We start from the raw sequence: 25,429 nt of genomic DNA on the forward strand, positions 1-25,429 counted from the left end.
TCCTGTTTCTACGTGCCCGATTTTGCTACTTGCTCGCTACTCTCGTTTGCTATAACACTCCGCAGGCGTTAATTCGGATACAACGAATCCTACATATCTACGTTTCTGTTTCAGTAGAAGCTCGTAGATTACGCACTATAACTTGCTAAATTCAGACTTGCATTATAATCTCTATCCGCTGTATATCCGCATTCTTCACAGTGATAGGTACGGTCAGACAGTTTTAAGTCTACTTTTTTGTGTCCACATTCGTGACACAATTTAGAACTTGGATAGAACTTATCAGCTTCCACTAATTCAATACCATAATCTTCACACTTGTACTGGAGTTGTCTTTTGAACTCGTAGAATTTTTGTTGTACAACTGATTTTGCTAAGTGCTTATTTTTCATCATGCCTTTTACATTCAAGGTTTCTACAACGATTTTCGATGGTTTGGTTTTCACTATCTCCGTTGTTGTTTGATGTAAATGGTTCTGACGAATATTCGCTAGTTTTCGATGTGTATGTCGAATTTCTCTTTCTAATTTATAGATGTTACAAGTTTTGGCGAATCGGTTTCCCTCCTTATTCATATCGTATTTTCGTGAGACTTTACGTTGTAACCGACGTAATCGTTTCTCAATCTTCTTTACTTTTCCTGTTTTATTAATATTCTTGTAGACTCTGCCATTAGAAACAATCGCTAAATCTTTGATACCTAGGTCAATTCCAATAATTTCACCTGTTAAGCTCTGCGCTGGTTGTACTTCATCAATGCCAACTGATACATACCAATACTTTCCATCAAAGCTAATTCGTGGATTAAAATACTTCGTATTCACCGGCAACTTTTCACTTGTCTTTACCCAACCAATTTTTTCAAGTAAGACCGATTTATGCTTTACTTTCAGTTTGATATTGTCATTATAAAAAGCTGGTTTCGACTTCTTTCTTGCCTTGAATCGTGGCTTTTCAGCCTTTAAACGACTTTTATCTGTCATACCATCAAACCACTTTTTATAGGCGTTACAAGCATCTTTTACGGCTTGTTTAGCAATATTATTGGATACATTGTTTAACCAAGCATACTTAGGACATTGCTTCATTTTTGTGATGTGCTTTCGTAAATCGTTGTTACTGATGAACTTTCCGCCAAACCGATGGTTCATTTCTTGCATTTTTAACGTCCAATTGAAAATCCATCGTGCAGTACCAGACGATTGCCATAGTTGCTTTTCTTGTTCTTCAGTCGGGCGCAACCTTACTTTTTTCGCTCGTATCATCTTCCATCAACTCCTTAATCATCTTCTTAGCTTTATTCGCTCGTTTTCCTTGTAATCGGCAACTAAAAACTGTGACAATCTGGATTAAGTCCTCGACTAGTTCCTGTTCCTCAATCTTTTCTGTATTGTCAATGATTTCTATTTCTGTACCATATTTATTACAAAGATTTTCAATAAGTTCATAACCAAATCGGATTAAACGGTCTTTGTACAGAATCACTACCTTGTTTATTTCGCCATTAGTAATTCTATTGATTAATTGATTTAATCCTTTTTTATTGTAGTTGATTCCACTACCAATATCTTGAATAATGTCAAATTGATACCCTCGTGCAATCATGTAAGTCTTGACGTTCTAAATCGTCTTTTTGCTTATTTGAACTTACTCTACAATAACCTATAGTTATCCGATTTGGTTTCTTTCTTCCAGCGATTCCTAAGAATTGATTTCGTTGTTCTTCAGATATAATAACGAGTGCCACCTTTCGAAACATGAGCAGGTTTCAATTCCCCTTTTTTATCCCAATTTCTCAATGTTTGTGGCGTTACACCTATTTGTTTTCCAAATTCCCCTATCGAATACATAGTCATGATCTTCACATCAACATGATTATCCCATATATCGATATTCATAATAATATATTTATAGATATTTATACATTATCATTAACTGTTGTCACCCTTCCAAAAAGAAGATCGCTTGAAGTTCCAAGCGTTTGGCTACTTCTTGGATTTCTGAAATGGTCACGGCATTGATCCGCGCAATCCATTCCTCCGCCGTCAGCATCGTCTGCGGCATTAATTCGTTCAAGTATTCTTTTTCCAGCCACGCGCCTGCATTATCTAACGCTAAGATATACTGATTTTTTAACATTGCTTTCGTTTGTTCAATTTCTAATTCGCTAATCTTACCTAAACGAATATTTTCCAATTCTGTCGAAATCAAACGCAAGACCTGATTCCGATTTTTGCCATCGATCCCTGTTTGAACCGTCATGAAGCCACGGAAGGTGTCGATACTACTAGAAGCATAATACGCTAAATGTTCTTTTTCACGGACATTCATAAATAATTTAGAATGCGGGAAACCGCCAAAAATTCCATTAAACACTTGCAATGCAAAATAATAGCTATCGCCATAATAAATATCCGTGTTGTAAGCCAAGTTTAATTTCGATTGGGCTAACACCTCACGCTCGGTCCGCTCTTCAATCACGTTGCGAATTGGTTGATTGTAGAAAATCGCGGCTTTGCCTTCTTCACGAGGCGTAAACGGTAATTGCTTGAATAACGGCACTAGCTCCGCCTCTTTGACATCACCTAAAACAAAAATATCCACTTGATCTTCCGCCAGCATTTTTTGATAATACGCTGCTAATGATGCCGCTGTTTCCTCAGCTAACGCCGCAACGGTCCCGAAACTAGGGATTTTTTGATCCTCCGATTGATTAAAATAGACACTTTGAAGCGCCAAAGAGGCATAGGTTTGCTTATCCTCCACAATACTTTCCAAGTACGCTTTCAAGTTCTCTTTCTCCCGTTGGAAGGTTTCCGCCTCGAATTGGCCCGCCTGAATATTGGGGGCAAAAATAATTTCCTTCAAAAAGTCCACCGCTTCGGCGAGAACCTGACTATCCTGTAAATAATGATCATTGACAATGTTCATAGAAATATTAAACCAATGTTGATTGCCTTTTTTGGAAACGCCAATCCCGAAGCTAGCGCCGTAAAGTTCCGCCAAACGCTCACTTAACTTGACTTGATTCGGGTAATTCAAGCTGTTGGTTTCCATCAAACTGGACAACAGCGTTCTTTTTGTAATAGTTTCATGATTTAATCGTGTATTAAAGCGGACTAAAAGACGCACCGTTTTATATTTTTCTGTAGGAATGACGTGTAAATTCACGCCTTTAACTAATTGAACAGACATTGCCGCATCGCTCCTTCATTTGCTTCATCTTACCTAAAGAATGCTGTGAAATATATGTATCGCGTAAATTCTAAAGCATTTTTTAATGTTTTTTCCAATAGCTCCATTATAACACAGCTTCAGGTGCTTTCTGAATGATAAGAGTTTTTCAGTTCAAATTTTCAAGAAGATTCGGTATACTGTTTTTAAAGTGAGGAGGGAAAAAAGAATGATTAAAGAATTTAAAGAGTTTATCATGCGCGGGAGTGTCTTAGACCTAGCCGTTGGTGTTGTCATTGGTAGTGCGTTTACAGCGATTGTGACACAAGTGGTGGAAGGCTTGATTACCCCGTTAATTAGTCTGATTTTTGTCTTGACGACTGGGAAAAAGAGTGCCGACGATGCATTGGGTGCCCTTGTCTATAAAGTCGAAGGCGTTGAATTCAATATTGGTAGCGTGATTAGTGCACTTATTACATTTTTAATTACGGCCTTCGTCCTCTTCTTGATTGTCAAAGCGGCCAACAAAATGAAAAACCGCGGCAAAAAAGAAGAAGCGGCAGAAGAAGAAGTGGTACCAACGAGCGAAGATTACTTAAAAGAAATTCGCGACTTATTAGCGGCGCAAACACCGCCTGCTGAAACTGTCAAAACAGACAGCACCTTCACAGAGAAATAAGCAAAAAGTCATCCTGAGGGGATGACTTTTTTGTTTATGCTTAGATTGATGGCCCTGCGACGAGATTCCAGGTGACGTTACCTGTGTAGTTTCCGGCTTTGATGTTGTTCGCTGAAGTGGTGATATTTAAAGAAGTCATATACATTGAAAATTGCCATAATCCTTGCCCTCTTCCTACTGTGGCATTCGCAAGAAGTGCGGCATCTCCGCCTAAAGGAATTGAAAAAGCTTTTGCATTAATAATTTCAGGCTTGGCAACTGGATCGGCAAGCCCAGGATCTTGATGAACATACCGGTTAGTTGTCTCATTATAAATCAATGGCAGCAATTCAATGACAGTAGTGATATTGCCTTCTAAACTCTCATTACCTAGCTTCATGCCAGTTGATTGAGCAGTTAGATGCCAGCCTTCTTTGGTTCCTCTTAAATCACCGACTGCAACTTTCTCTGACTGTCCATTAGCTGCACCCACATCCCATTTATTTGGGATTGGTTTCGACAAATCATCTGAAATGGATAGTGTTCCAAAATCAAATTCTCTAGGAATAAATAGTAAATCGAAATTGCTATTTGTAGCATCTGGGTCAGGCCTTACTGTATTCGTTTCTCCATTAGTATCTGGCAACGTGCCCCCTTCAAAACCCACTGTCACTGGCGTATTCCCTGTCGTTACCGCCTGAGCCGACAGTGGTGCTAAACTTGCACCCACCACGGCGCTACCAACTAATAAACTTGCCAAAATTTTCTTTTTCATCATATGTACGTCTCCTTTAACTGTTCTGAATTTCCAGAGTGCGCTGATCATTTCTTCCGCGCCTCTGAAGCTATAGCCTTATTATACAAGAATCTCATTTTCTTGTGATTTTAAATATTTAACAGCTCTGGTAAAAAAACGAAATTCCTTTTAAAATCAACGTTTTATCCTTTTTTTAAACCTTTTTTTCAATACTTTTTGATATTTTCATCTGTTATTTAATGCATTTTTGGGCGAATCCTTTTAATAAACAACGAGAAAACGTCACAAAGTAGAGGTTCACCTCTAACATTGTGACGTTTTCTCCTAAAATCTTATACATTTATTCGCGGTTGCGGCGAAAAAACCGTAAAATTTCATTTAATGACAGCCATTTTTGCATTTACTAGTCGCCAAGACTTACAACTTGCGGCGGCGGGCGAATTCCACAAACTTAAATTTGTTTAAGCGGTGACGGGATTCCGTATACCCAAAACAGCGGGTATCTTCCAAGTTCATGATACTGCGGACCACGACAACATGATTGCCTTCCACTTCACCAATCAGCTGCTTGTCCATCTCTGTGAGCGGTTCCACGGTAATTTCTTTCTGGGCGTAACTAATCGCCAAGCCAAGGTCGTTTTCCAGATAATCGAAAATCGAATCTTCGGCACGGTGCTTCGGCAGTTCAGGGACAATCTCTTTAATCAAGTAATCAATATCTAAAATATCGACTTCCCCTTCAATCTCCCGTTGCCGGACTAAGCGCCAAACAGGGGCCCCTTCCCTCCAGCCAGTCAACTGAGCCAAGTTGCGCTCCACAGGAATTTCTTCTAAGGAAACCACATGGGTATGACTTTCAATATGCTGAGTTTGTTGTAACTCCTTGTAACTGGTCACCCCTGAAATAGGAAAATTAAACTTTTTAAAGTTGAGCACAATCGAGCCTTTGCCTTGTTTTTTCTGAATGTAACCAGCGTTAATTAGCAAATTCAAGGCTTTCCGAATTGTTTCACGGGAAACATTGTAGGTTTCCACTAATTGATTTTCACTAGGTAATAAATCGCCTGGCTGATAGTCGCCTTGGACAATTTGTTGTTCTAATTCTAAAAATATGTCATGAAACTTGTTCATGCCGATCCTCCTCTACCAACAATTTCTTTTCTAAAAGCATAGCATATTCCCTCCGAAAAACCTAGAGCTGGTCAGAAAAATCCCCCGCACTTTCTGCCTTGCTTACGCCACAAACTCCCCCAGCCAAACCACTGCTTGACCGCCTTTTTTTCGGACCCAGCGTAGTCTGTTGCTTCCCCCTTCTGGAAAAGTTTTCCCAAGAATCTGGGGAAAATCCTTGTAATTCTGATTCGTTCATACTATACTGTAGTCAAACATAACATGTCTATACAAGTTTACAAGGAGGCGCCAAACATGACCATTTTAGAATTAACATTCGCAACGAACCAACTAACGACGACTTTTTTTAACCATAAATTGGAACCGCTTCACCAAAAAACGTTCCCTTTTGAAGCTTTGACTATCGAAGAAACGGTTCCTGAACTGTGCCAATTGATTTTGGCAGAGGCTGCGCCGATTCTGGGAGGGATTGTGGCTGAGTTCCCAGCGGACTTCTTTTCGCCAGAGGAAACGTTGGCGCTAGTTCCGCAAGCGGTGATTCAAGCGTTCGCGGAACAGTTGAACACGCCACTTTTAACAGCAGCCGAACAAGCGGCGGCACCGAATCTGCTGGCAGCATTTGAAGAAAAACGGCAGTATTTGGCTTGGCATTTGGACTATTATGGCTACGTGCCTGGGAAAAATGAATATGCGGTGGAGTCCCTGTTAACTGTCGGCAATGGCTTTTTAGGCTTGCGTGGCACAACCCCTGAGATGACGATTTCGGATGATCATTATCCAGCGACCTACATTGCGGGGCTTTATAATACAGCGGCTTCGGAAGTGGCGGGTCAAGTAGTGGAAAATGAAGATTTCGTCAACGCTCCTGACAACCAACACATCGCTTTAAAAATTGGCGATGCCACCGACTGGTTAACGATTTCTCCAGACACGCTACAACAATTACACCGTCAACTGAACTTGAAAACGGGGTTGTTTGTCGCAGAAATGATATTGAAAGATGCGGACAATCAGCAAATTAAATTAACGACGAAAAAAATCGCCAATATGGCACAGCCGAATGACTATCATCTGCAATATACGTTTGAGCCGTTAAACTTTTCGGCCCCGATTACTTTGAAAACCGTCACGGATGGCAGTGTCTACAACTATAACGTGGCGCGGTACCGCAACTTAACAGCCAAACATTTTCAGGTGACAGCATTAAGCGCGCAGGAAAACAAAACCGTGATTGAGGTTTGTACCAATCAATCTAACTTAAGCGTCCGAGAAACGGCCTTGATAACCGGTGATTTTTTTGAAAAAGAAGCCATTACGATTCAAGAAGAAGCGGAAAAAATCGCCCAAGTGGTAACCGTGATGGCGCACCAAGGAACGCGCTATACGCTAGAAAAACAAGTCTTTGTACAAGCCAGCCACGCCGAACAAAGTTGGCAGGTACCGTTTACGCCGAAGGACTCTTTTGCGGCCGCCGCTCAGGAAAGCGCCCGCGCTTGGCAAACTCTTTGGCAACAAGCCAACATTACCGTGACAGGCGATTTGATGTCTCAAAAACTTTTACGGATTCACAGTTATCACTTGCTGGCTTCGGCTTCGCCTTTTAGTAACCAAGCACAAGCATTGGACGTCTCGATTACCGCCCGAGGCTTGCACGGTGAAGCGTATCGTGGACATATTTTCTGGGATGAAATTTTTATTTTACCTTTTTATATTCAACATTATCCTGACACAGCGAAACAATTGTTGCTGTATCGTTACCACCGATTAGAGAAAGCGAAGGAGAATGCGGCGGCCAGCCAGTATCGTGGCGCAATGTATCCGTGGCAATCAGGGCGTGATGGGCGTGAAACCACGCAAAAACTTCACTTAAATCCGTTGAATGGACATTGGGGCGAGGATCATAGTATTTTGCAACGGCATGTGTCCCTAGCGATTGCTTACAATGCTTGGTTGTATTGGCATAGTACACAGGATCATGAATTTATGAAACAATATGGCGGCGAAATGTTGTTAGAAATCGCTCAATTTTGGAACAGCGCTGCGACGTTAGATGACGCAACAGGACGGTTCTTTATTGATAAAGTGATGGGACCTGATGAGTTTCACGAGGGCTATCCAGACCAAGCGGAAAGCGGCTTGAAAAACAACGCCTATACGAATTTGATGGTGGTTTGGCTATTCGAAGAATTAACCAACATTTTGGCACTTTTCTCTGAGGAAGAACAGGCACAACTTTTTGCCAAAACTCAGACCACTTCGGCTGATCTAGCCCGCATGCAGCAAATTCAAAATTCACTGGAAATTGAAGTTAATTCTGACGGCATTATTGCGCAATATGAAGGGTATTTCGGCTTAAAAGAGATTGACTGGACAGCGATGAAAGAGAAATACGGCAATATTTACCGCATGGATCGAATTTTAAAAGCTGAAGGAGAATCCCCCGATGATTACAAAGTGGCGAAACAAGCCGACACGTTAATGTTGTTCTACAACTTAGACAAAACTCGAGTGGATCAAATTTTAGAAGATTTAGGGTATCAATTGCCTGCGGATTATTTGGAAAAAAATCTTTTGTATTATCTAAAACGGACGTCTCATGGTTCGACTTTGTCACGAATTGTTCATGCCCAATTGGCAGAAATGGCGCAATTCCATGAGCTATCTTGGCAACTTTATCAAGAAGCGTTGTATTCCGATTATCGTGACATTCAAGGTGGCACGACCGCTGAAGGGATTCATACAGGGGTCATGGCTGCGACGATTCACGTTACTTTAGCGACGTATGCAGGCGTTGACACGCGCCAGAACGAGTTATCAATTTGTCCAAACTTACCTGAACATTGGCAAGCATTGGCGTTCCAGTTTATTCATCAAGGCGTGACCTATCAATTTTCATTAACACAAACCAGTGTCACGATTACAGCAGATAAAGACACACAATTATTAGTTCAGGGCGCGTTGATTCCGTTAACCGCCGAACGACCAAAAGAAGTACATTATCAATAAAGGAGCGAACCACAATGACGATTGGATTTATTTTTGATTTGGATGGTGTCATTACTGACACCGCCAAATTTCATTATCAAGCTTGGAAAGCGTTGGCCGATTCGCTAGGTATTCCCATTGACGAAACCTTCAACGAAACATTGAAAGGCATTAGTCGGATGGATTCCTTGGACCGCATTTTAGCCCATGGCCACCTTGAAAATGCGTTTACTCCAGCAGAAAAAGAAGCCTTAGCTCAGCAAAAAAATGACCACTACGTTCAATTATTAGAACATTTAACGACAGAAGATGTTTTACCTGGTGTCGTGCCATTGCTACAGCAAGCCCAAGCACGTCACATTCCCTGTGCCGTGGCTTCGGCTTCAAAAAACGCGCCCCTGATTTTGGAAAAATTAGGCGTGCGCGCGTACTTCGCCACAATTGTCGATCCCGACTCGTTAAGCAAAGGCAAACCTGATCCTGAAATCTTTTTAGCCGCCGCTGACAGTATTGGCGTGCTACCGCAAAACGCCATTGGCTTTGAAGATGCACAATCAGGCATTGACGGCTTGAAAGCCGCGGGCATCTATGCCGTCGGCTTGTCGGCCAACCAACCCTTACTCGGAGCCGACATGCAAGTCTCTGAAATGACTGAACTAAGCGTTGATGCACTGCTCAATCGCTAAAGAATGACAAGAACCTTTAGCAGCAGGCACCTCTTTTCATCTACATTGTATCTATGCTAGAATGTAGATGAAAAGAGAGATATGCTTCAACATACCTCTCTAGTGTAGAGCCGTTTAAGACGGTGACTGATTTTTTATTGTCATTTTTAACAGCTTTTAGGATTTCACGGATTAACGCTAAATTTATTCGTACTATTTGGGAAAATGTGCTATAATGAAAACGAAAAGAGAGATATGCGTCAACATACCTCTCTGATGTAGAGCCGTTTAAGACGGTGACCAATTGTATTATTAAAAATAACCGTACTGGTCAAAGTAGACGGTTATTTTTTCTTGTCATTTTTAAGCAATTTCACAATCAGTGCAATCAAAGCAATGGTAAACATACCAAAACCTAGGATCGTCTGAATTGTCTCATATGCTGACAAAAGGCCTCTCCTTTCTGTAAATTTTGGAAGTACGCTCATACGCACCACCTCACTTTCAGATTAGATAGCCACCGCCATAACTTCTCTACACTTAGATTATACCATGTAAAACTAAAAAGTAATTAGTTTCAAATATATTTTTTTAGGGAATTGTGCTATAATGAAAATGAAAAGAGAGATATGCGTCAACATACCTCTCTGATGTAGAGCCGTTTAAGACGGTGACTTTTTGAATTATTTAAAAATAACCGTACTCAGTCAAAGTAAACGGTTATTTTTTATTGTCATTTTTAACAGCTTTTTAGTTTCCAAGGACCAATACTTTACTATTAGCAACGAAGTTCACGGTCCTTTGTGCTTGTCTCCACGTTCATTTCTTTTGCTTATTGTTTAAATCCTACTAACGGAAAAATGAAATCAACGAATTTTATCCCCGCATAAAAACATAGGGCAAACATCAAAATCTTAATTAAGATTTTGACAATTGGTCGTTCAGTTATCTTTTTCATTTGTATACTCCTTTCCAATATTTTTAAAGCTCCAACCTTTTTAATCTTTTTGACATCTATATTTTATCTAATTATAATAAAACTCACAATAGATGAAGCATCATTTTTTCATTTCCTTTTTATTCCTTGATTAGTAGTTCAATTTGTAAACATATCATTCTGACAAAATAGAAAAGGAGGTTGTTATAGTATCGAAACAAAATTATCTACAAAGAAAAAAACACTTCTTTATCTCCTGTTCACTTTTTTGACAGCCCTACCCAGCATAGAAGCATTAACTGGAATGAGCTTAATAGCTATAAAAAATAACGAAAAAACCTTGATTATCTTTGATAGTATACTATCTTTAATTATTATTATCGTGCTGTCAGTTTTCTATAAAAAAATAGTAAAGAAAAAAAACAAGCTATCTTTAAAAGTCTATTACTAGCTATTGGCATGTTCTTATTTTCTATTATTCTAAATTTACTTTTCTCACGCATGTCTACTCCAGAAAATCAACATTATATTAATGAAGTCCGAAATGTAGCACCTGTTTTAATGGCCCTTCATACTAGACTCTTTTCACCTATAATAGAAGAACTCCTGACTCGTGGCATTTTTATGAACTTATTTTTTATAAAAAACACCTCTCGAAGTGTCTTATGTAAAATATTTTTTTCTGGTCTTTTTTTTGGTCTTAGCCATGGACTATTACCATCAATTTCCATGCTTTTTTATTGTGGAATGGGCTGGGTTTTAGCCTCTACCTATTGTTTCTGTAATAACAATCTCATGTATCCTCTTGCTATTCATTTGCTATTAAATAATTTATAATACACAAAAAAACCGCCCACATCAGAAAAATGATGTGGGCGTTTTTTATAATTATTTATTTTTTGTTTCAAATAACGGACTAACTGGTTTGTTTTCGTGGATACGTTTAATCGCATCTCCGATTAATTCACCAACGCTGACTTCGTCAATTTTAGCAATTTTACGATCATCAGATAGGTAAATAGAGTCTGTTACAACTAAGCGTTCAATTGCTGAATCTTCAATACGTTGTAAGGCTGGTCCTGATAAAACGGGATGTGTACAAGAAGCGTAAACGTCTTTTGCTCCGGCTTCCTTCAATGCGTTTGCAGCAAGAGAAATTGTCCCCGCTGTGTCAATCATGTCATCAATTAAGACACATGTTTTGCCTTCCACATGACCAATGATATTCATTACTTCTGCTACGTTCGCTTTTGGACGACGTTTGTCAATGATCGCAATTGGTGCTTTTAAGAATTCTGCCAATTTACGTGCACGCGTTACACCACCATGGTCAGGGGAAACAACAACGACGTCATCGCCTTGAATGCCGTGTTCGATGAAGTAATCGGCAATTAATGGTGCACCCATCAAATGATCCACTGGAATATCAAAGAATCCTTGAATTTGGACCGCATGTAAGTCCAATGTCAACATTCTTGTTGCACCAGCTTTTTCAATCATGTTTGCAACAAGTTTAGCAGTGATTGGTTCCCGGGCACGTGCTTTACGGTCTTGACGTGCATACCCATAATAAGGCATAACCACGTTAATTGTTTTAGCACTCGCACGTTTTAACGCATCAATCATGATTAATAGTTCCATTAAGTTATCGTTAACAGGGCTACTTGTTGATTGAATGACGTAAACATGTGCACCACGAATACTTTCTTCAATATTCACTTGAATTTCGCCATCACTAAATTGTGTTACAGAGCACTTTCCTAGCTCCACACCCACAGCATCCGCAATTTTTTCTGCTAAGGGACGATTAGAGTTCAAAGAAAAGATTTTCAATCTTGGATCAAAATAATGTTTCGACATTAGAACCTCCACTTTCTATTTCAGCCAATTCGTTAAAACTGAACAATACTTTCCTTCTAAAATAATAGTAGTCCTAGCCAAATAAATCAAGAGATTTTCTGTATTTCATACAAGATATTCATCAAAAGTCGCTTTCTTCTAACTATTTTATCGTATTTGTCTAAAAAATGAGGATTATTTGAATAAAGAAAGGTACTCGCCATAGCCTTCTTTTTCTAAATCTGCCACTGGCACAAATCTCAAAGCTGCCGCATTAATGCAATAACGTAAGCCGCCTTCTTGGAGTGGGCCATCAGTGAAAACATGCCCTAAATGTGAATCCGCTTCTTGACTGCGAACTTCTACTCGGTGCATGCCGTGACTAAAATCAGCTTTTTCTTTGACGCCACGTTTTTCAATTGGTTTGGTAAAGGATGGCCAGCCGCAACCAGCATCGTATTTGTCTAGGGAGCTAAACAACGGTTCGCCACTAACAATGTCTACATAGATTCCGTCTTGGTAAAAGTCATCATATTCTCCTGAAAAAGGGCGTTCTGTTGCGTTTTCTTGTGTGACGGCATATTGAAGATCCGTCAAGGTTTGTTTTAATTCTTCTTCTGTTGGTTTTGTCATTCTGTCCACTCCTTTTCTTCTGTTCAATTTATTGGGTTCAATGATACCACGTTTGCCAAACAGGCACCTAATAGTTTGCATAGTAAAAGACAGTCCTTTCTCTTTTTGACGAATGAAAAGGACTGTCTTATATTAGTTGAATTCTTTTAGTAGTCGGGCTACTTTGGCAATTGGTAAACCCATAATGGCGTAATAATCGCCGGCGATTGCTTCAATTAGTAATGCCCCTTGTCCTTGGATACCATAAGCGCCTGCTTTGTCGGCATATTCTGCGGTATCTAAGTAAGCATGGATTTCCGTGTCTGTCAGTGGATAAAACGTCACGGTTGAATGAACTGTCGCGGAGCGCTCTTTTTCCCCTTGTTTCAACGTCACACTTGTATACACGTCATGTGTTTTGCCACTTAGGAGGCGCAACATGCGATAACCGTCTTCCCGAGAAGTCGGTTTACCGAGGATTTCTCCCGCCAATGCCACAATTGTATCGCAGCCAATGACTAGTGCTTCGGGGGATTGCTCTGCTATAGCCGCTGCTTTTTGGGCAGCCATTTGCGCCACATATTCTGCTGGTAAGCCGTCTTTGCCAACAGTTTCATCGATGTCGGCTGGTGCAATCGTAAAAGTTGGAACCACACGCTTTAATAACTCCTGACGGCGAGGAGATTGGGATGCTAAAATAATTTGCATAAATTGATGACGCCTCGTTTCTTTTTAATGGGGGTCTTGAATGCGTTTAAACATTCGTTCCATATCTGAATTCGTAAAATGAATCAGCACCGGACGTCCATGCGGACAATTAAACGGATTTTCGCACAAGGCTAAATCTTTTAATAGCACGCGTGCTTGTTGCTCATTGAGGTAATGATTGGCTTTGATGGATCGCTTACAGCTCATCATAATGGCAGTTGCTTCACGGAATTTTTTCACGCTGACCGAGCCAGTTGTTAGCAACATGTCAATCATCTCGCGAACAATGCTTTCCTCTTCGCCTGCAGGATACCAAGTTGGGTGCGCCCGCACAATGAAACTATTTTGTCCAAAGTCTTCCAAATGGATGCCGACTTCCGCAAGGGTTTCTTTCTGCTCTTTAATTTTCAAGGCATCGCTATTTGGATAATCAATAACGATTGGTACCAATAGCTCTTGTAAATCGTCACTGACTTCGCCAATTTTTTCACGGAAATACTCGTATTTAATTCGTTCTTGGGCAGCGTGTTGGTCGATAATAAACAGGCCATCTTTGCTTTGTGCGAATAAATAAGTTCCGTGCATTTGACCGAAGTATTCTAGCTCAGGAAAACGTTCTGTCGGTCGTTCTTCTTCCAACTTGTTCAAGGCTTGTTTCAGTTCTCTTTGACTCGCAGCGCTATTGGCATCGAATTCCGGGTGAAGTTTCATTTCTTCTTGGAAAACCTCGTCAGCAGCCTCTGATGAACGCAGAGAAGGTTCTGAATCAGATACTTCAGTTATTTTCGTTTCTTCGGCTATTACCTGTTGCTCATTACTAGCTGTTTCCCACTGATTTGCGGAATCAACATCTGCCGAAGAGGTTTCGTAAGCTGACGTTTCTTCTGCTATACTCGTTGATTCTGGCACTGGCGGCGCAAATGGATCGTCCATTGGGTCCACTGCTCTTTCTGTCTGGTTGACAGCTTCAGGGGCGCTTGAGGCTGGTGTTTCGTCTGTCGCATGTTCCGCATAGAAGCGACCCGTTGCGGGATTATAGCTTAAGCTGCCCGGTCGTTGTTTTACCGCAGGTTGTTCAGTCGATAGAGGAATTTCCATTTGTTCGGCTTTAGGTTCTGGCGGTAGTTTCTTTTTAAAACGCAAATTGTCTGCCGCATTGGGAATCAACTGTTCTTGGCTCAACACTTCTTGAATCGCCTGTTCAATTAATGCCATTAAATCTTTTTCTTTACTTAAACGAACTTCTTGCTTAGTAGGATGGACATTGACATCGACTAACAGCGGATCCATTTCAATTTCTAACACAGCAATTGGAAAACGCCCCACCATTAGTTTCGAACCATAGCCGGCTACAATTGCTTTATTTAACGCGAAATTTTTAATATAACGACCATTGATAATCGTTGATAAATAGTTACGGCTGGCCCGTGTGACTTCTGGCAATGAGACATACCCTGTCAAAGTAAAATCAAGGTCTTTTCCTTCAATTTTCAACATTTTCTTTGCGGTGCTAATGCCATAAATCCCGGCAATCGTTTGTTTTAAATCACCATTGCCTGTTGTACTCATCATTTTGTGGCCGTCATGAACTAAGCGAAAAGCGACTTTAGGGTGACTTAACGCCAGACGATTGACAATGTCACCGATATTGGCCAATTCCGTTTGGATCGTTTTGACGTATTTCAAACGAGCGGGCGTATTATAAAATAAATTAGAAACGGTCATTTTTGTACCTTTACGGAGGGCTGCTGGTCGGTTTTCTTCGACCTTGCCCCCTTTTAGAATCACATAGCTGCCTTCTTCTTCCTCAGCTGTGGCAGTTTCGACAATCATTTCAGAAACTGAGGCAATACTTGGTAAGGCTTCGCCTCGGAACCCCAAGCTGCGAATTCGGAACAAATCATCTCTTGTGTGAATTTTGCTTGTGGCGTGGCGTTTGAAGGCATTCAGTACATCTTCTTTGGCAATTCCTTCACCATTATCAATAATTTGAATGGTTTTCAAGCCAGCTTCTTCAATAAAAATATCAATTTGGGTGCTTCCTGCATCCAGTGCATTTTCCACCAATTCTTTGACGACAGAAGCGGGACGTTCAACAACTTCACCAGCAGCAATCTGGTTGGCTAGTTGTTCGGATAGTTCTTGAATTTTCCCCATTTCACGACCTCCTAACCGGTTCGGTTCCTAATTAGATACGTTTTTGCAATTGATGAAGCATGTTTAACGCATCTAGTGGTGTCATTTCTAATAGATTCATTTTCTTCAATGTGTCAATGACACTTAATTCTTCTGTTGAAACTTCTTTAAATAATGAAAGTTGCTCGGTTTCTTCATGGACTTCTGAAACTTCTTCATGATGAACTGAACTTGGAATCGTTGTTTCTTCCGCTTCTAAAGCGGATAAAATGGTGGCTGCTCGTTCTAAAAGTGGGCTTGGTAAACCAGCGATTTTAGCAACATGTATCCCATAACTCTTATCAGCAGGTCCTTCCATCATTTTATGAAGAAAGACCACTTCGCCATCTTTTTCGACAGCGCCCACGTGAATATTCTTCAAGCCTTTTAAGGTTTCATCTAGAACAGTTAGTTCATGATAATGTGTAGAGAATAGCGTTTTGGCTTGTACTTCACGATGGATATATTCAATGATGGCTTGCGCTAGCGCCATCCCATCATAGGTTGCTGTGCCGCGTCCTAATTCATCAAATAAAATTAGGCTGTTAGGCGTGGCGTGCCGCAGTGCTTGGTTGGCTTCCATCATTTCTACCATAAAGGTACTTTGCCCTGCAATTAGATCATCAGAGGCCCCAATCCGTGTAAAAATTTGATCGAAAATTGGCATTTCAGCACTTTCCGCTGGTACAAAACAGCCAATTTGCGCCATGACCACCGTCAAAGCCAATTGACGCATGTAGGTACTTTTCCCTGACATGTTTGGTCCAGTAATCAAGAGAATATCTGTTTCTGGGTTCATGCGGATACTGTTTGGAATGTATTCTTGGTGCCCTAAAACTTTTTCCACGACTGGGTGTCGTCCTTCGACAATCGCCAAATTTTTCGTGTTACTTCTTAACGTTGGTCGAACGTATTGATACCGTTCACTAATTGTTGCAAAAGATTGTAAAACATCAACCGCACTAATGGTTTTAGCCAGTGTTTGCAATCGATCAATATTCGTTTTTACTTGTTCTCTCACGGCCAAGAACAATTGATATTCTAGTTCAACTGATTTTTCTTCAGCTTCTAAGATTAAACGCTCTAGTTCTTTTAGTTCGGGCGTAATAAAGCGCTCCGCATTAGCTAATGTTTGCTTCCGCTCGTATTTTCCTTCTTCTAAATTCGCTAAATTTGACTTAGTGATTTCAATGAAATAACCAAAGACACGATTGTAGCCAATCTTCAAGTTTTTAATCCCTGTTTCTTGGCGTTCTTTCGCTTCTAACTCCGCTAGCCATTGCTTACCATTGCGCATGGCATCACGGTATTCATCTAATTGGTCGTTATAGCCGTCCTTAATAACATTTCCTTCAGTAATTTGTAAAGGGGCTTCTTCATTAATCGCCGTCGCAATCAATGCCACTAAATCTTCAACGGGGTTTAAGTCGACTAACAAATCATCCCATTCCCCTTGATTGATCCCGACAATTAACTGTCGAATCGTTGGTACTTGTTCTAAAGAGGTCCGTAATTGAATTAAATCACGCCCATTCACACTGCCGAATGCCACGCGTCCTGCTAACCGCTCTAAATCATAAACGTTCGTCAATGCTGCTTGCAAATCTAAGCGTTCAAAATAGGCATTTAATAAGGATTGCACCATTTCTTGACGCGCCTTAATTTGACGTTCCTGAATTAGCGGACGATCCAACCATTGTTTTAATAAACGGCCGCCCATAGCTGTTTTCGTTTCATCTAATAGCCACAAAAGAGTCCCTTTTTTCTGTCCTGTTCGAATCGACTGACTCAATTCTAAATTGAATTTAGAATAATGATCCATTTTCAAGAAATGATCTGGCTGATATTCCACAGCTTTCTGAATATGGGACAAGCTCCGCTTTTGGGTAACGGATAAATAAGATAATAATTTGCCTGTAATTTCAATTTCTAATGGATTAATCAGTTCATTGGTTAAAAAACTAAACTCGGCATTTTCTTCCACCGTTTCTTGTGTCGAAAAGATAATATTTAAACGTAAACTTAAGTTCTCTTTTAACGATTCAGGAATCCCTGAACCTAGGACCATTTCTTTTGTTTGCAACGCAGAAGCTTCGTTTAAAACGCCCTCTTCATCAGCCAAGACTGCTGTTTTTAATTCGCCTGTACTCAAATCTACATAGGCAAAACCAAACTGATTACCATCTGTTAGCACAGCAGTTAAGTAATTATTGTCTTTGGCTTCCAAGCCTTTACTATTCATCACCGTTCCTGGCGTTACCAACTGGACCACTTCTCGTTTGACCATGCCCTTGGTAGTCTTTGGATCTTCCACTTGCTCACAAATCGCTACTTTATAGCCTTGCTCAATCAACGTATCAATGTAGCCTTGCGCGGCATGATAAGGAACGCCACACATAGGAATCGGATCATCCGCATTGCGGTTACGACTGGTTAACGTCAATTCTAAGATTTGCGCTGCATTGATAGCATCTTCATAAAATAATTCATAAAAATCACCTAAGCGATAAAATAAAAACGCATCCTTGTATTGGGCCTTAATGGACAAATATTGTTCCATCATGGGTGTATTTTTTGTCTTTTGTGGCATTTAATTCCCTTCCTTCTCTAGCTCTTCGTTCACGCGGTATTGAATGAGCGCCGTGACATGTTGGACTAAGTCATTGGCTTCGATCAGTTGTTCGCGGTAGGCTACAACGAGTGGGTGCTCATCAAATTCTTTTGTTTTCGCATCAGCTCGTTGAATGGCTTCTTTTTCAGCAGTTGGTTTGCCATAGTGAGCAAATTGAACCGCATCTTTTTGCGCAGCTTTAATTTCTTCCACTAATTCTGTCAGCTTTTTGTTTTTCTTTACCTTTTCTTCAATCGCTTGGTAGCGCTGAATGACTTCATCTTGTCCAATTAAATGTAACAATTTTTCTAATTCTTTATTACTTTGTGCATCTAAATTCAACGGCTCCATTTTTTTCACCTTCATCTTTCACCGGCACTTTTTCTATAAGAGCAGAAAAAGTTAACCTCTTAATGATCCGAGATTAACTTTTCTTCTATTATTCTTGAAACGGGCGATCTTCGCTAATCTGAATCGGCTCAATCATCTTCGCTTGGCCCGTTTGGTCATCAATCTCTAAAATACAGGCAGATAAAATTGTCCGCCCTGTTTCGACTACCTCAAAGCGCTTCGGCAATGCTGTCATAAACTTCTCAATAATCGGTTCACGCTTCATTCCTAGAATCCCATCATAAGGTCCGGTCATACCGACATCACTTAAGAAGGCTGTCCCTTTCGGTAAAATCCGAGCATCATTTGTTTGAACATGCGTATGTGTTCCAACAACGGCTGAAACTTGGCCATCTAAAAACCAGCTCATGGCTTGTTTTTCACTCGTCGTTTCGCCATGAAAATCCACAAAAATGAGCGGTGTCCGTTTGCGAGCGATAGCCACTAGCTCGGCGGCTTTCTTGAAAGGATCTTCCAATGGCACCATAAATGTGCGGGCCTGTAAATTAATCACCGCTAGTTCCAATTGATTGACTTTCACAAAAACCATTCCTTGACCAGGCACATCTTCTGGAAAGTTCGCTGGACGAACCATTTTCTTCGCATCATCAATGAATTCAAAGATATCCTTGTTGTCCCACGTATGGTTACCCATCGTAACAACATCGACACCATCTTGCAAAAATTTCTTATAAATCTTGCCAGTAATTCCCCGACCAGATGCCGCATTTTCACCATTGGCAATGGTCACTTGTGGACGATATTTCTTCTTTAATTTAGGGACATACGTTGCTAAGGCTTCTCTTCCTAAAGAACCGACAACATCTCCTATAAATAATATACGCAAAAAGGTTCCTCTTCTCTTTTTAACATCTCTTGTTTATTATAGTTGTTTTCGCTTTGAAAAGAAAGTTTTGGTTTTAAAAGATTAAAAAAAGTGTCTCAACGAACAATCCTTGCAATTGTTCGTTGAGACACTACACGCGATACTTATTCGCTTTTTATTTTATTTCGCATAGTCTACGGCACGTGTTTCACGGATAACCGTTACTTTGATATGTCCTGGATAATCCAAGTCATCTTCAATTTTCTTCCGAATGTCTCGAACTAAACGAACAGATTCTAAATCAGAAATTTCTTCTGGTTTCACCATGACACGAACTTCACGTCCTGCTTGAACAGCAAAACTTGAATCAACGCCTTCAAAACTATTAGAAATATTTTCTAAGTTTTCTAAGCGGCGAATGTAGTTTTCTAACGATTCACTACGTGCACCTGGACGGGCTGCAGATAACGCATCTGCGGCTGCCACTAAAACAGAAATAACTGAGGTTGCTTCCACATCACCATGATGCGAGGCAATGGCATTAATAACTACTGAATTTTCTTTATATTTCGCAGCTAATTCTGCGCCAATCTCAACGTGAGAACCTTCAATTTCATGATCCAATGCTTTCCCAATATCATGTAGTAACCCTGCACGTTTGGCTAATTGAACATCCTCGCCTAATTCGGCGGCTAAAACGCCAGCCAGTTTTGCTACTTCGATTGAATGGTTCAAGACATTTTGACCATAACTTGTTCTGAAACGTAAACGGCCTAAAATTTTAATTAAATCAGGATGTAACGTATGAGCACCTACTTCAAAGGCTGCTTGTTCTCCGTATTCACGAATCCGTTCATCCATTTCTTTACGTGATTTTTCTACCATTTCTTCGATACGAGCGGGATGAATCCGACCATCTTGGATTAATTTTTCCAAGGTCATTCGAGCGATTTCTCGTCTGATTGGATCAAATCCAGATAACACAACCGCTTCTGGCGTATCATCAATGATTAAGTCAATCCCTGTTAATGTTTCCAATGTACGAATATTACGTCCTTCACGACCAATAATGCGACCTTTCATCTCATCATTTGGTAAAGTGACCACGGAAACAGTTGTTTCAGAAACAGAATCAGCAGCGCAACGTTGAATTGCTAGGGAAAGCAAGTTCTTCGCTTTGCGATCAGATTCTTCTTTGGCACGTTGTTCTGACTCCTTGACCATCAAGGTTAGTTCATGATTCAACTCTTCTTCTGTTGACTTCATAATAATCGATTTTGCTTCTTCTTTTGAAAGGGAAGCAATTCGTTCTAATTCTTGATGTTGCTGATTAATTAAGTTTTCTACTTCTTTTTCTCGCTCATCAATTAATTGCTGTCTAGCACCAAGTTTCTCTTCTTTTTCTTCCAGTGAGCCTTCACGTTTTTCAAGAGAGTCATCTTTACGATCCAACGTTTGTTCCCGTTGAATTAAACGATTTTCTTGAGATTTAAGTTCTAATCTGCTTTCTTTCAACTCACTTTCAATTTCTGAACGATACTTCTGGTTCTCTTCCTTAGCTTCTAGCAATGCTTCTTTTTTCAGTGTTTCTGATTCTTTCCGAGCGTTCTCGAGAATACTCGACGCTGAAATTTTTGCACCATTTATTGCTTTATCATGACGTGACTTTGCAATAACAAATCCTAAACCAAGACCGACAATCAAACCGACGATAGCGAGGAGAATATTTAAAACCATATTTCCACCTCCATACTATCTTTTTGTTAATTCATATCTTGTAGTTTTTTGATAAACTAAAATCAATTATCAATATGCCTACTTGCATATTTGTGCATACACACAATTTTATTCTAATGTTTGTCGCGAAAGGTGTCAACTTAAAAAAGCCCTTTCTTTTGGAAAGGGCAGCAAATATTAGACAACGTCACATTTTTAGGTTTCCGCCGTCACGAATTGTTTAAATTTTAGAACAAACGCCGCATAGTCTGCTGTTTGACTAAGCTGCTTGATGTGGATGGGTTCGGACATGGACAACAGTCTATTTAACAATTTAGTTCTAAACAAAAAAAGACAACACCTGTCCTGTTCAGTAAGTGTTGTCCTTCTTCTTAACGAGTCGTATTCACTCGTTATTTATTCATCTAAGGGTAGTTCTTCTTGACCTTCTGCTTCTTCTGTAATGGTTGAACCGTCACCGATGCCATATGCATCACGGACCAATTTAGACACTTCTGCCATCATTTCAGGATGATCCGCCATGTATTGTTTGGCATTTTCACGGCCTTGGCCAATTCGTTCTTCTTTGTAGCCATACCAAGCACCACTTTTACTGATAAGGTCTTTTTCCACAGCCATATCTAGTAATTCACCTTCTTGGGAAATCCCTTGGCCATACATGATATCAACTTCTGCCACTTTGAATGGTGGCGCCACTTTGTTTTTAACGACTTTAATTTTTGTGCGGTTACCGACGATGTCTGTTCCTTGTTTCAACTGCTCTGCACGACGGACTTCTAGACGAACCGTTGCGTAGAATTTCAATGCACGTCCACCAGGAGTTGTTTCAGGATTTCCGAACATCACGCCAACTTTTTCACGAATTTGGTTAATGAAAATAGCAATTGTTTTTGTCTTATTAATTGAGCCTGATAATTTACGTAGTGCTTGAGACATTAGTCGAGCTTGTAAGCCGACATGGCTCGCTCCCATCTCACCATCAATCTCTGCACGAGGAACTAACGCAGCAACCGAGTCGATGACAACGATGTCAATCGCACCACTTGAAACTAAGGCATCGGCAATCTCTAAGCCTTGCTCACCCGTATCTGGTTGAGATAAAAGTAATTCATCAATGTTAACGCCTAGTTTCTCCGCATATTGAGGATCCAATGCATGCTCAGCATCGATAAAAGCGGCTGTTCCACCATTTCGTTGCACTTCTGCAATTGCGTGTAAAGAAACAGTTGTTTTACCTGAACTCTCAGGACCATATACTTCAATAATTCGGCCACGTGGATACCCACCTACGCCCAATGCAACATCTAACGCTAAAGAACCACTAGGGATAGTTGAAATTTTTTGATCAGCTTTTTCGCCTAATTTCATAATAGAGCCTTTCCCAAAGTTCTTTTCAATTTTTTTCAGTGCGGCATCTAAAGCCACTTTACGATCATCTGCCAATGGATAATCCTCCTTTAATTTATATAAACTTATTTTTCATTTCCTGTTAGTAGGTCTATCATATCTCTTTTGTACCAAAAAAGCAAGAAAAAACCGAACAAACATTCGCATATTTATTTTTTATTAATGATTCGGCGCCGCAAAAGATCTAACCCTCGCATAACCGCACTCTGTCTAATATAATTTCGGTCACGGTTAAAATGGAAACATTCTGCAACGGTTGGTTGGCCTTCTTCCGCCAGCCCAATCCAAACAGTGCCTGTCGGTTGACCTTCGATTGGGTCACCAGCGACCCCAGTAAATGATAAACCATAGTTAGATTTAGCTAACTGACGCGCTTTCTCTGCCATTTCTTTGGCACACGCTTCACTTACCGTGCCATGCTCTTCTAAAAGTTCATGAGAAATTCCTAAAAAGTTCTCTTTTGTTTCTTGCGAATACGTCACGAAGCCTCCCTTAAAAATCTTCGAAGCACCCGCAATTTCCCCCAGTGTACTTTGGAATAGGCCAGCGGTGAGGCTCTCAGCAGCCGTGACGGTTTGTCCGTTTTGTAATAACAAATCCACTGTTACCTTGGCTAAACTATTGTCATCCCCATACCCATAAAAATAGTCTCCCACTTTAGCTAAAACCTTTTCTTCCGTCGCTGTTAATAATTCTTCGCCAGCTACTAAGTCTTTTGTTTTAACTGTTAAACGAAGTGTCACTTCATTAGGCTTAGCATAAGGCGCAATGGTTGGATTCGTTTGGTGCGCAATCAACGATTGAATCTCGGTCACCAGCTGTGATTCACCAATGCCATAAAAACGCAAGACTCTTGAAATCAATTGTTCTTCTCGTGGAAACGCATCAATCAATAAAGGTCGTGCCGCTTGTTGGAACATCGGAATTAATTCATTGGGTGGTCCTGGTAAGAGCAAATAGCTTGTTGTGCCTTCTGTTACGAAAGAACCAACCGCTAATCCTGTCGGGTTTTGAAGAACTTGTCCACCTTCAATAGCTAACACTTGTCGTAGATTATTTTCCGTCATTGGCCGCTTAGACTGTTGGAAAAACTGGTGCAAGCGGTTCAATCCTTCTTGATCTTCTACTAATGATTTATGGAGATGTTGTGCGACAACTTGCTTGGTTAAATCGTCTTCTGTAGGTCCTAGCCCTCCACAAAGGACAATTAAATCACTTCTTTGTTCTGCTTCTGTTAGTAGCGTTTCTAAGCGGCCGCCGTTATCACCAACAACGGTCTGATAGTAAACATCGATGCCTAGCGCAGCTAACTCTTCTGATAAAAAGGTGGCGTTGGTATTCACTACTTGTCCCAGTAATAACTCTGTTCCGACTGCAATGATCTCTGCTTTCATTGATTTCCCCTTCTCTAATAACATACGTAGTTAAACTCACTTTCCATTTTAGCACAACAAAATTTTTACAAAAGAATTTGAGCTTCAGGAAATAATTTTTTTATCAGGAAATTTATTAATTATTACGAAAAAAATGTTCATTTTCTCACAATACATTGTATAATAACGTTATATCGAAAGGAGAGAAATGAATGAGTGTAGTATTAGGACTTTTGGGCCTATTAGGGTTACTTGTCAGCGGGGGACTGACTATCAAAGCATTAATTAAGAAACAACCGAAAAAACAATATGGCTATGTCGCATTAGCAAGTGCTGCTCTATTTATTGGTGGGGTTGCCACGACAGATTCTTCCCCAACGCTTTCACTTGATGCAGAGAGTGTTGAAACCGATGCCAATGGCTCAGCCACCATCAAAGGCGAATACGATGGCAGCAGCAAACTAACGGCCAATGGCAAGGAAGTAAAAACGAAAGACAAAACGTTTGCTTACAAAGTAAAACTGTCCGATGAAAAAACGCAAAAAATCACTTTTGTTGCTGAGAAGAAAGATACCAAAGTTGAAAAATCAGTCGAAGTCACACCGTCAAAAGAGTTTATTGCGAGCATCACAGATTCTGAGCAAGAATTGGCCAAAACAGAAAAAGCCTTAGCTTACGCTGAAAAACAACCTTCTCAGAAAAACTATGATGAAGCCGCAACCTTAGTATCTTCATTAAGTCAAGAATACGAGGAATACAATGATCGCCTTGAAAAAATCAAAGAAGCAGTACCTGTTGATGAAGCAGTTACAACTGCTGAAAAATCTAAAAGTAAAAGCGATTATCAAGCAGCTGAAAAATTAGTAGCTGCTGCCCCAGTTGGCAAAGAAGGATTTCAACAACGATTAACGACTGTTCAAACCGCTATCACTGAAAAAGAAAAAAATGAACAATTAGTCGCCAGTGCAACTGCCGCTGTTGAAAAAGCTGAACAAGAACCAACCAATGAAGCTTACTATAATGAAGCGATCAAACAAATTGACGCTTTAAACTCCCCAAATCAAGCTTTAACAAAACGGGTAGCCGTTGTTAAAACTCAATTAGATGCCCACAAAGAAAAACAACGAAAAGAAGCAGAAGCTCAGAAACTAGCCGCTGAAAAAGCGCAAAAAGAACAAGCCGAAGCGGCAGCAAAAGCGCAAGCTGAAGCAGAGGCGCAACAAGCCGCACAGGCGCCGGCGGAAGTCGAGACGGCTGCTGCAAATGCTGGTCCAGAAACAAGCGCAACTGTTCTTGTGACACCAACTGGCAGTAAATACCATGCACGTAAATGTGGAAATGGAACCTATACGGCAACTACGTTGGCAGATGCCCAAGCAAGAGGCTTAACACCTTGTTCTAAATGTTATTAATTTTTGTGTAAATAAAGAAAGAAGTGAGAGAT

The 25,429-nt window shown here is 40.4% G+C and carries 21 protein-coding genes and 1 pseudogene; 5 read left to right on the forward strand and 17 right to left on the reverse strand.

Going from position 1 to position 25,429, the window contains the following annotated elements; translation table 11 throughout:
* Positions 1-128: 128 nt before the first annotated feature.
* From IGL07_RS12760 to yfmF, 3 genes and pseudogenes are all read right to left on the reverse strand, one after another.
* Positions 129-1,265 carry an RNA-guided endonuclease InsQ/TnpB family protein gene (locus IGL07_RS12760; protein ID WP_002375521.1) on the reverse strand — a complete coding sequence of 379 codons (1,137 nt, stop codon included), beginning with the start codon at positions 1,263-1,265 and terminating at the stop codon, positions 129-131.
* Positions 1,228-1,856, reverse strand: a pseudogene (locus tag IGL07_RS12765) (IS607 family transposase). The gene IGL07_RS12760 and the pseudogene IGL07_RS12765 overlap by 38 nt, the downstream one beginning before the upstream one ends.
* Before the next feature lie 85 nt (positions 1,857-1,941).
* The gene (gene yfmF / locus IGL07_RS12770) at positions 1,942-3,195 is read right to left on the reverse strand and encodes an EF-P 5-aminopentanol modification-associated protein YfmF (protein ID WP_002415632.1); all 1,254 of its coding nucleotides are present in this window, start codon (positions 3,193-3,195) and stop codon (positions 1,942-1,944) included.
* Between the two features lie 208 nt (positions 3,196-3,403).
* Between yfmF and mscL the strand changes: the two genes are divergently transcribed.
* Positions 3,404-3,853, forward strand: coding sequence for a large conductance mechanosensitive channel protein MscL (gene mscL, locus IGL07_RS12775; protein WP_002354883.1), 450 nt, complete (start codon positions 3,404-3,406; stop codon positions 3,851-3,853).
* Positions 3,854-3,893: 40 nt separating this feature from the next.
* Here the strand turns inward: mscL and IGL07_RS12780 are convergent, their stop codons facing one another.
* Complete coding sequence (locus IGL07_RS12780) at positions 3,894-4,607, reverse strand: WxL domain-containing protein (RefSeq protein WP_025189597.1); 714 nt, start codon at positions 4,605-4,607, stop codon at positions 3,894-3,896.
* 399 nt (positions 4,608-5,006) lie between these two features.
* Positions 5,007-5,720, reverse strand: coding sequence for a trehalose operon repressor (gene treR, locus IGL07_RS12785; RefSeq protein ID WP_002367455.1), 714 nt, complete (start codon positions 5,718-5,720; stop codon positions 5,007-5,009).
* 261 nt (positions 5,721-5,981) lie between these two features.
* On the opposite strand from treR, the gene IGL07_RS12790 reads away from it, so the two are divergent.
* Both IGL07_RS12790 and pgmB read left to right on the forward strand, forming a co-directional pair.
* A complete protein-coding gene (locus IGL07_RS12790; protein ID WP_025189598.1) occupies positions 5,982-8,726 on the forward strand; it encodes a glycoside hydrolase family 65 protein in 2,745 nt (914 codons plus the stop codon).
* A 14-nt stretch (positions 8,727-8,740) separates the two neighbouring features.
* Positions 8,741-9,391: a beta-phosphoglucomutase gene (pgmB, locus tag IGL07_RS12795; protein ID WP_002415627.1), complete on the forward strand. Its 651-nt coding sequence runs from the start codon at positions 8,741-8,743 to the stop codon at positions 9,389-9,391.
* Between the two features lie 323 nt (positions 9,392-9,714).
* On the opposite strand, the gene pepG1 is transcribed toward pgmB, so the two are convergent.
* Entirely contained in the window at positions 9,715-9,858 is a 144-nt protein-coding gene (pepG1, locus tag IGL07_RS12800) for a type I toxin-antitoxin system toxin PepG1 (RefSeq protein WP_002367458.1), read from the reverse strand.
* 344 nt (positions 9,859-10,202) lie between these two features.
* Entirely contained in the window at positions 10,203-10,328 is a 126-nt protein-coding gene (locus tag IGL07_RS12805; RefSeq protein ID WP_002383214.1) for a hypothetical protein, read from the reverse strand.
* A gap of 540 nt (positions 10,329-10,868) precedes the next feature.
* Between IGL07_RS12805 and IGL07_RS12810 the strand changes: the two genes are divergently transcribed.
* Positions 10,869-11,144, forward strand: a complete 276-nt coding sequence (locus IGL07_RS12810; protein ID WP_438747462.1) for a CPBP family intramembrane glutamic endopeptidase — start codon at positions 10,869-10,871, stop codon at positions 11,142-11,144.
* Positions 11,145-11,195: 51 nt separating this feature from the next.
* Here IGL07_RS12810 and IGL07_RS12815 read toward each other — a convergent pair whose 3' ends face one another.
* The 10 genes from IGL07_RS12815 to IGL07_RS12860 all read right to left on the reverse strand — a co-directional run bounded on the left by IGL07_RS12815 (position 11,196) and on the right by IGL07_RS12860 (position 24,006).
* Positions 11,196-12,167 (reverse strand): ribose-phosphate diphosphokinase, encoded by a 972-nt coding sequence (locus IGL07_RS12815; RefSeq protein WP_002381060.1) that lies wholly within the window; start codon positions 12,165-12,167, stop codon positions 11,196-11,198.
* Between the two features lie 174 nt (positions 12,168-12,341).
* Positions 12,342-12,779 (reverse strand): peptide-methionine (R)-S-oxide reductase MsrB, encoded by a 438-nt coding sequence (gene msrB / locus IGL07_RS12820; RefSeq protein ID WP_002354871.1) that lies wholly within the window; start codon positions 12,777-12,779, stop codon positions 12,342-12,344.
* A gap of 132 nt (positions 12,780-12,911) precedes the next feature.
* Positions 12,912-13,466 (reverse strand): Maf family protein, encoded by a 555-nt coding sequence (locus tag IGL07_RS12825; protein WP_002354869.1) that lies wholly within the window; start codon positions 13,464-13,466, stop codon positions 12,912-12,914.
* A 24-nt stretch (positions 13,467-13,490) separates the two neighbouring features.
* Positions 13,491-15,623, reverse strand: coding sequence for a DNA mismatch repair endonuclease MutL (mutL, locus tag IGL07_RS12830; protein ID WP_002415625.1), 2,133 nt, complete (start codon positions 15,621-15,623; stop codon positions 13,491-13,493).
* A gap of 31 nt (positions 15,624-15,654) precedes the next feature.
* The gene (mutS, locus tag IGL07_RS12835) at positions 15,655-18,231 is read right to left on the reverse strand and encodes a DNA mismatch repair protein MutS (RefSeq protein ID WP_002354867.1); all 2,577 of its coding nucleotides are present in this window, start codon (positions 18,229-18,231) and stop codon (positions 15,655-15,657) included.
* The gene (locus IGL07_RS12840) at positions 18,232-18,618 is read right to left on the reverse strand and encodes a RicAFT regulatory complex protein RicA family protein (RefSeq protein WP_002359008.1); all 387 of its coding nucleotides are present in this window, start codon (positions 18,616-18,618) and stop codon (positions 18,232-18,234) included.
* Between the two features lie 73 nt (positions 18,619-18,691).
* Positions 18,692-19,489, reverse strand: a complete 798-nt coding sequence (locus tag IGL07_RS12845) for a TIGR00282 family metallophosphoesterase (RefSeq protein ID WP_002354864.1) — start codon at positions 19,487-19,489, stop codon at positions 18,692-18,694.
* A gap of 159 nt (positions 19,490-19,648) precedes the next feature.
* Positions 19,649-21,205, reverse strand: a complete 1,557-nt coding sequence (gene rny, locus IGL07_RS12850) for a ribonuclease Y (protein ID WP_002354863.1) — start codon at positions 21,203-21,205, stop codon at positions 19,649-19,651.
* 396 nt (positions 21,206-21,601) lie between these two features.
* Positions 21,602-22,648 carry a recombinase RecA gene (recA, locus tag IGL07_RS12855; RefSeq protein WP_002354860.1) on the reverse strand — a complete coding sequence of 349 codons (1,047 nt, stop codon included), beginning with the start codon at positions 22,646-22,648 and terminating at the stop codon, positions 21,602-21,604.
* A 113-nt stretch (positions 22,649-22,761) separates the two neighbouring features.
* Positions 22,762-24,006 (reverse strand): competence/damage-inducible protein A, encoded by a 1,245-nt coding sequence (locus tag IGL07_RS12860; RefSeq protein WP_010817710.1) that lies wholly within the window; start codon positions 24,004-24,006, stop codon positions 22,762-22,764.
* 191 nt (positions 24,007-24,197) lie between these two features.
* Between IGL07_RS12860 and IGL07_RS12865 the strand changes: the two genes are divergently transcribed.
* Positions 24,198-25,397, forward strand: coding sequence for a hypothetical protein (locus IGL07_RS12865; protein WP_010817711.1), 1,200 nt, complete (start codon positions 24,198-24,200; stop codon positions 25,395-25,397).
* Positions 25,398-25,429 lie beyond the last annotated feature (32 nt).

This window comes from Enterococcus sp. DIV1368f (assembly GCF_051712245.1).
Lineage (GTDB): Bacteria > Bacillota > Bacilli > Lactobacillales > Enterococcaceae > Enterococcus > Enterococcus faecalis.

Excerpts from the sequence above, each read along its gene's own strand:
- yfmF (WP_002415632.1), bottom strand. The coding sequence starts at position 3,195 with ATGTCTGTTCAATTAGTTAAAGGCGTGAATTTACACGTCATTCCTACA.
- msrB (WP_002354871.1), bottom strand. The coding sequence starts at position 12,779 with ATGACAAAACCAACAGAAGAAGAATTAAAACAAACCTTGACGGATCTT.
- IGL07_RS12815 (WP_002381060.1), bottom strand. The coding sequence starts at position 12,167 with ATGTCGAAACATTATTTTGATCCAAGATTGAAAATCTTTTCTTTGAAC.
- rny (WP_002354863.1), bottom strand. The coding sequence starts at position 21,205 with ATGGTTTTAAATATTCTCCTCGCTATCGTCGGTTTGATTGTCGGTCTT.
- mscL (WP_002354883.1), top strand. The coding sequence starts at position 3,404 with ATGATTAAAGAATTTAAAGAGTTTATCATGCGCGGGAGTGTCTTAGAC.
- IGL07_RS12760 (WP_002375521.1), bottom strand. The coding sequence starts at position 1,265 with ATGATACGAGCGAAAAAAGTAAGGTTGCGCCCGACTGAAGAACAAGAA.
- IGL07_RS12780 (WP_025189597.1), bottom strand. The coding sequence starts at position 4,607 with ATGAAAAAGAAAATTTTGGCAAGTTTATTAGTTGGTAGCGCCGTGGTG.
- IGL07_RS12840 (WP_002359008.1), bottom strand. The coding sequence starts at position 18,618 with ATGAAGGTGAAAAAAATGGAGCCGTTGAATTTAGATGCACAAAGTAAT.
- IGL07_RS12805 (WP_002383214.1), bottom strand. The coding sequence starts at position 10,328 with ATGAAAAAGATAACTGAACGACCAATTGTCAAAATCTTAATTAAGATT.
- pgmB (WP_002415627.1), top strand. The coding sequence starts at position 8,741 with ATGACGATTGGATTTATTTTTGATTTGGATGGTGTCATTACTGACACC.
- IGL07_RS12860 (WP_010817710.1), bottom strand. The coding sequence starts at position 24,006 with ATGAAAGCAGAGATCATTGCAGTCGGAACAGAGTTATTACTGGGACAA.
- IGL07_RS12810 (WP_438747462.1), top strand. The coding sequence starts at position 10,869 with ATGGCCCTTCATACTAGACTCTTTTCACCTATAATAGAAGAACTCCTG.
- IGL07_RS12865 (WP_010817711.1), top strand. The coding sequence starts at position 24,198 with ATGAGTGTAGTATTAGGACTTTTGGGCCTATTAGGGTTACTTGTCAGC.
- IGL07_RS12825 (WP_002354869.1), bottom strand. The coding sequence starts at position 13,466 with ATGCAAATTATTTTAGCATCCCAATCTCCTCGCCGTCAGGAGTTATTA.
- mutL (WP_002415625.1), bottom strand. The coding sequence starts at position 15,623 with ATGGGGAAAATTCAAGAACTATCCGAACAACTAGCCAACCAGATTGCT.
- mutS (WP_002354867.1), bottom strand. The coding sequence starts at position 18,231 with ATGCCACAAAAGACAAAAAATACACCCATGATGGAACAATATTTGTCC.
- pepG1 (WP_002367458.1), bottom strand. The coding sequence starts at position 9,858 with ATGAGCGTACTTCCAAAATTTACAGAAAGGAGAGGCCTTTTGTCAGCA.
- IGL07_RS12790 (WP_025189598.1), top strand. The coding sequence starts at position 5,982 with ATGTCTATACAAGTTTACAAGGAGGCGCCAAACATGACCATTTTAGAA.
- treR (WP_002367455.1), bottom strand. The coding sequence starts at position 5,720 with ATGAACAAGTTTCATGACATATTTTTAGAATTAGAACAACAAATTGTC.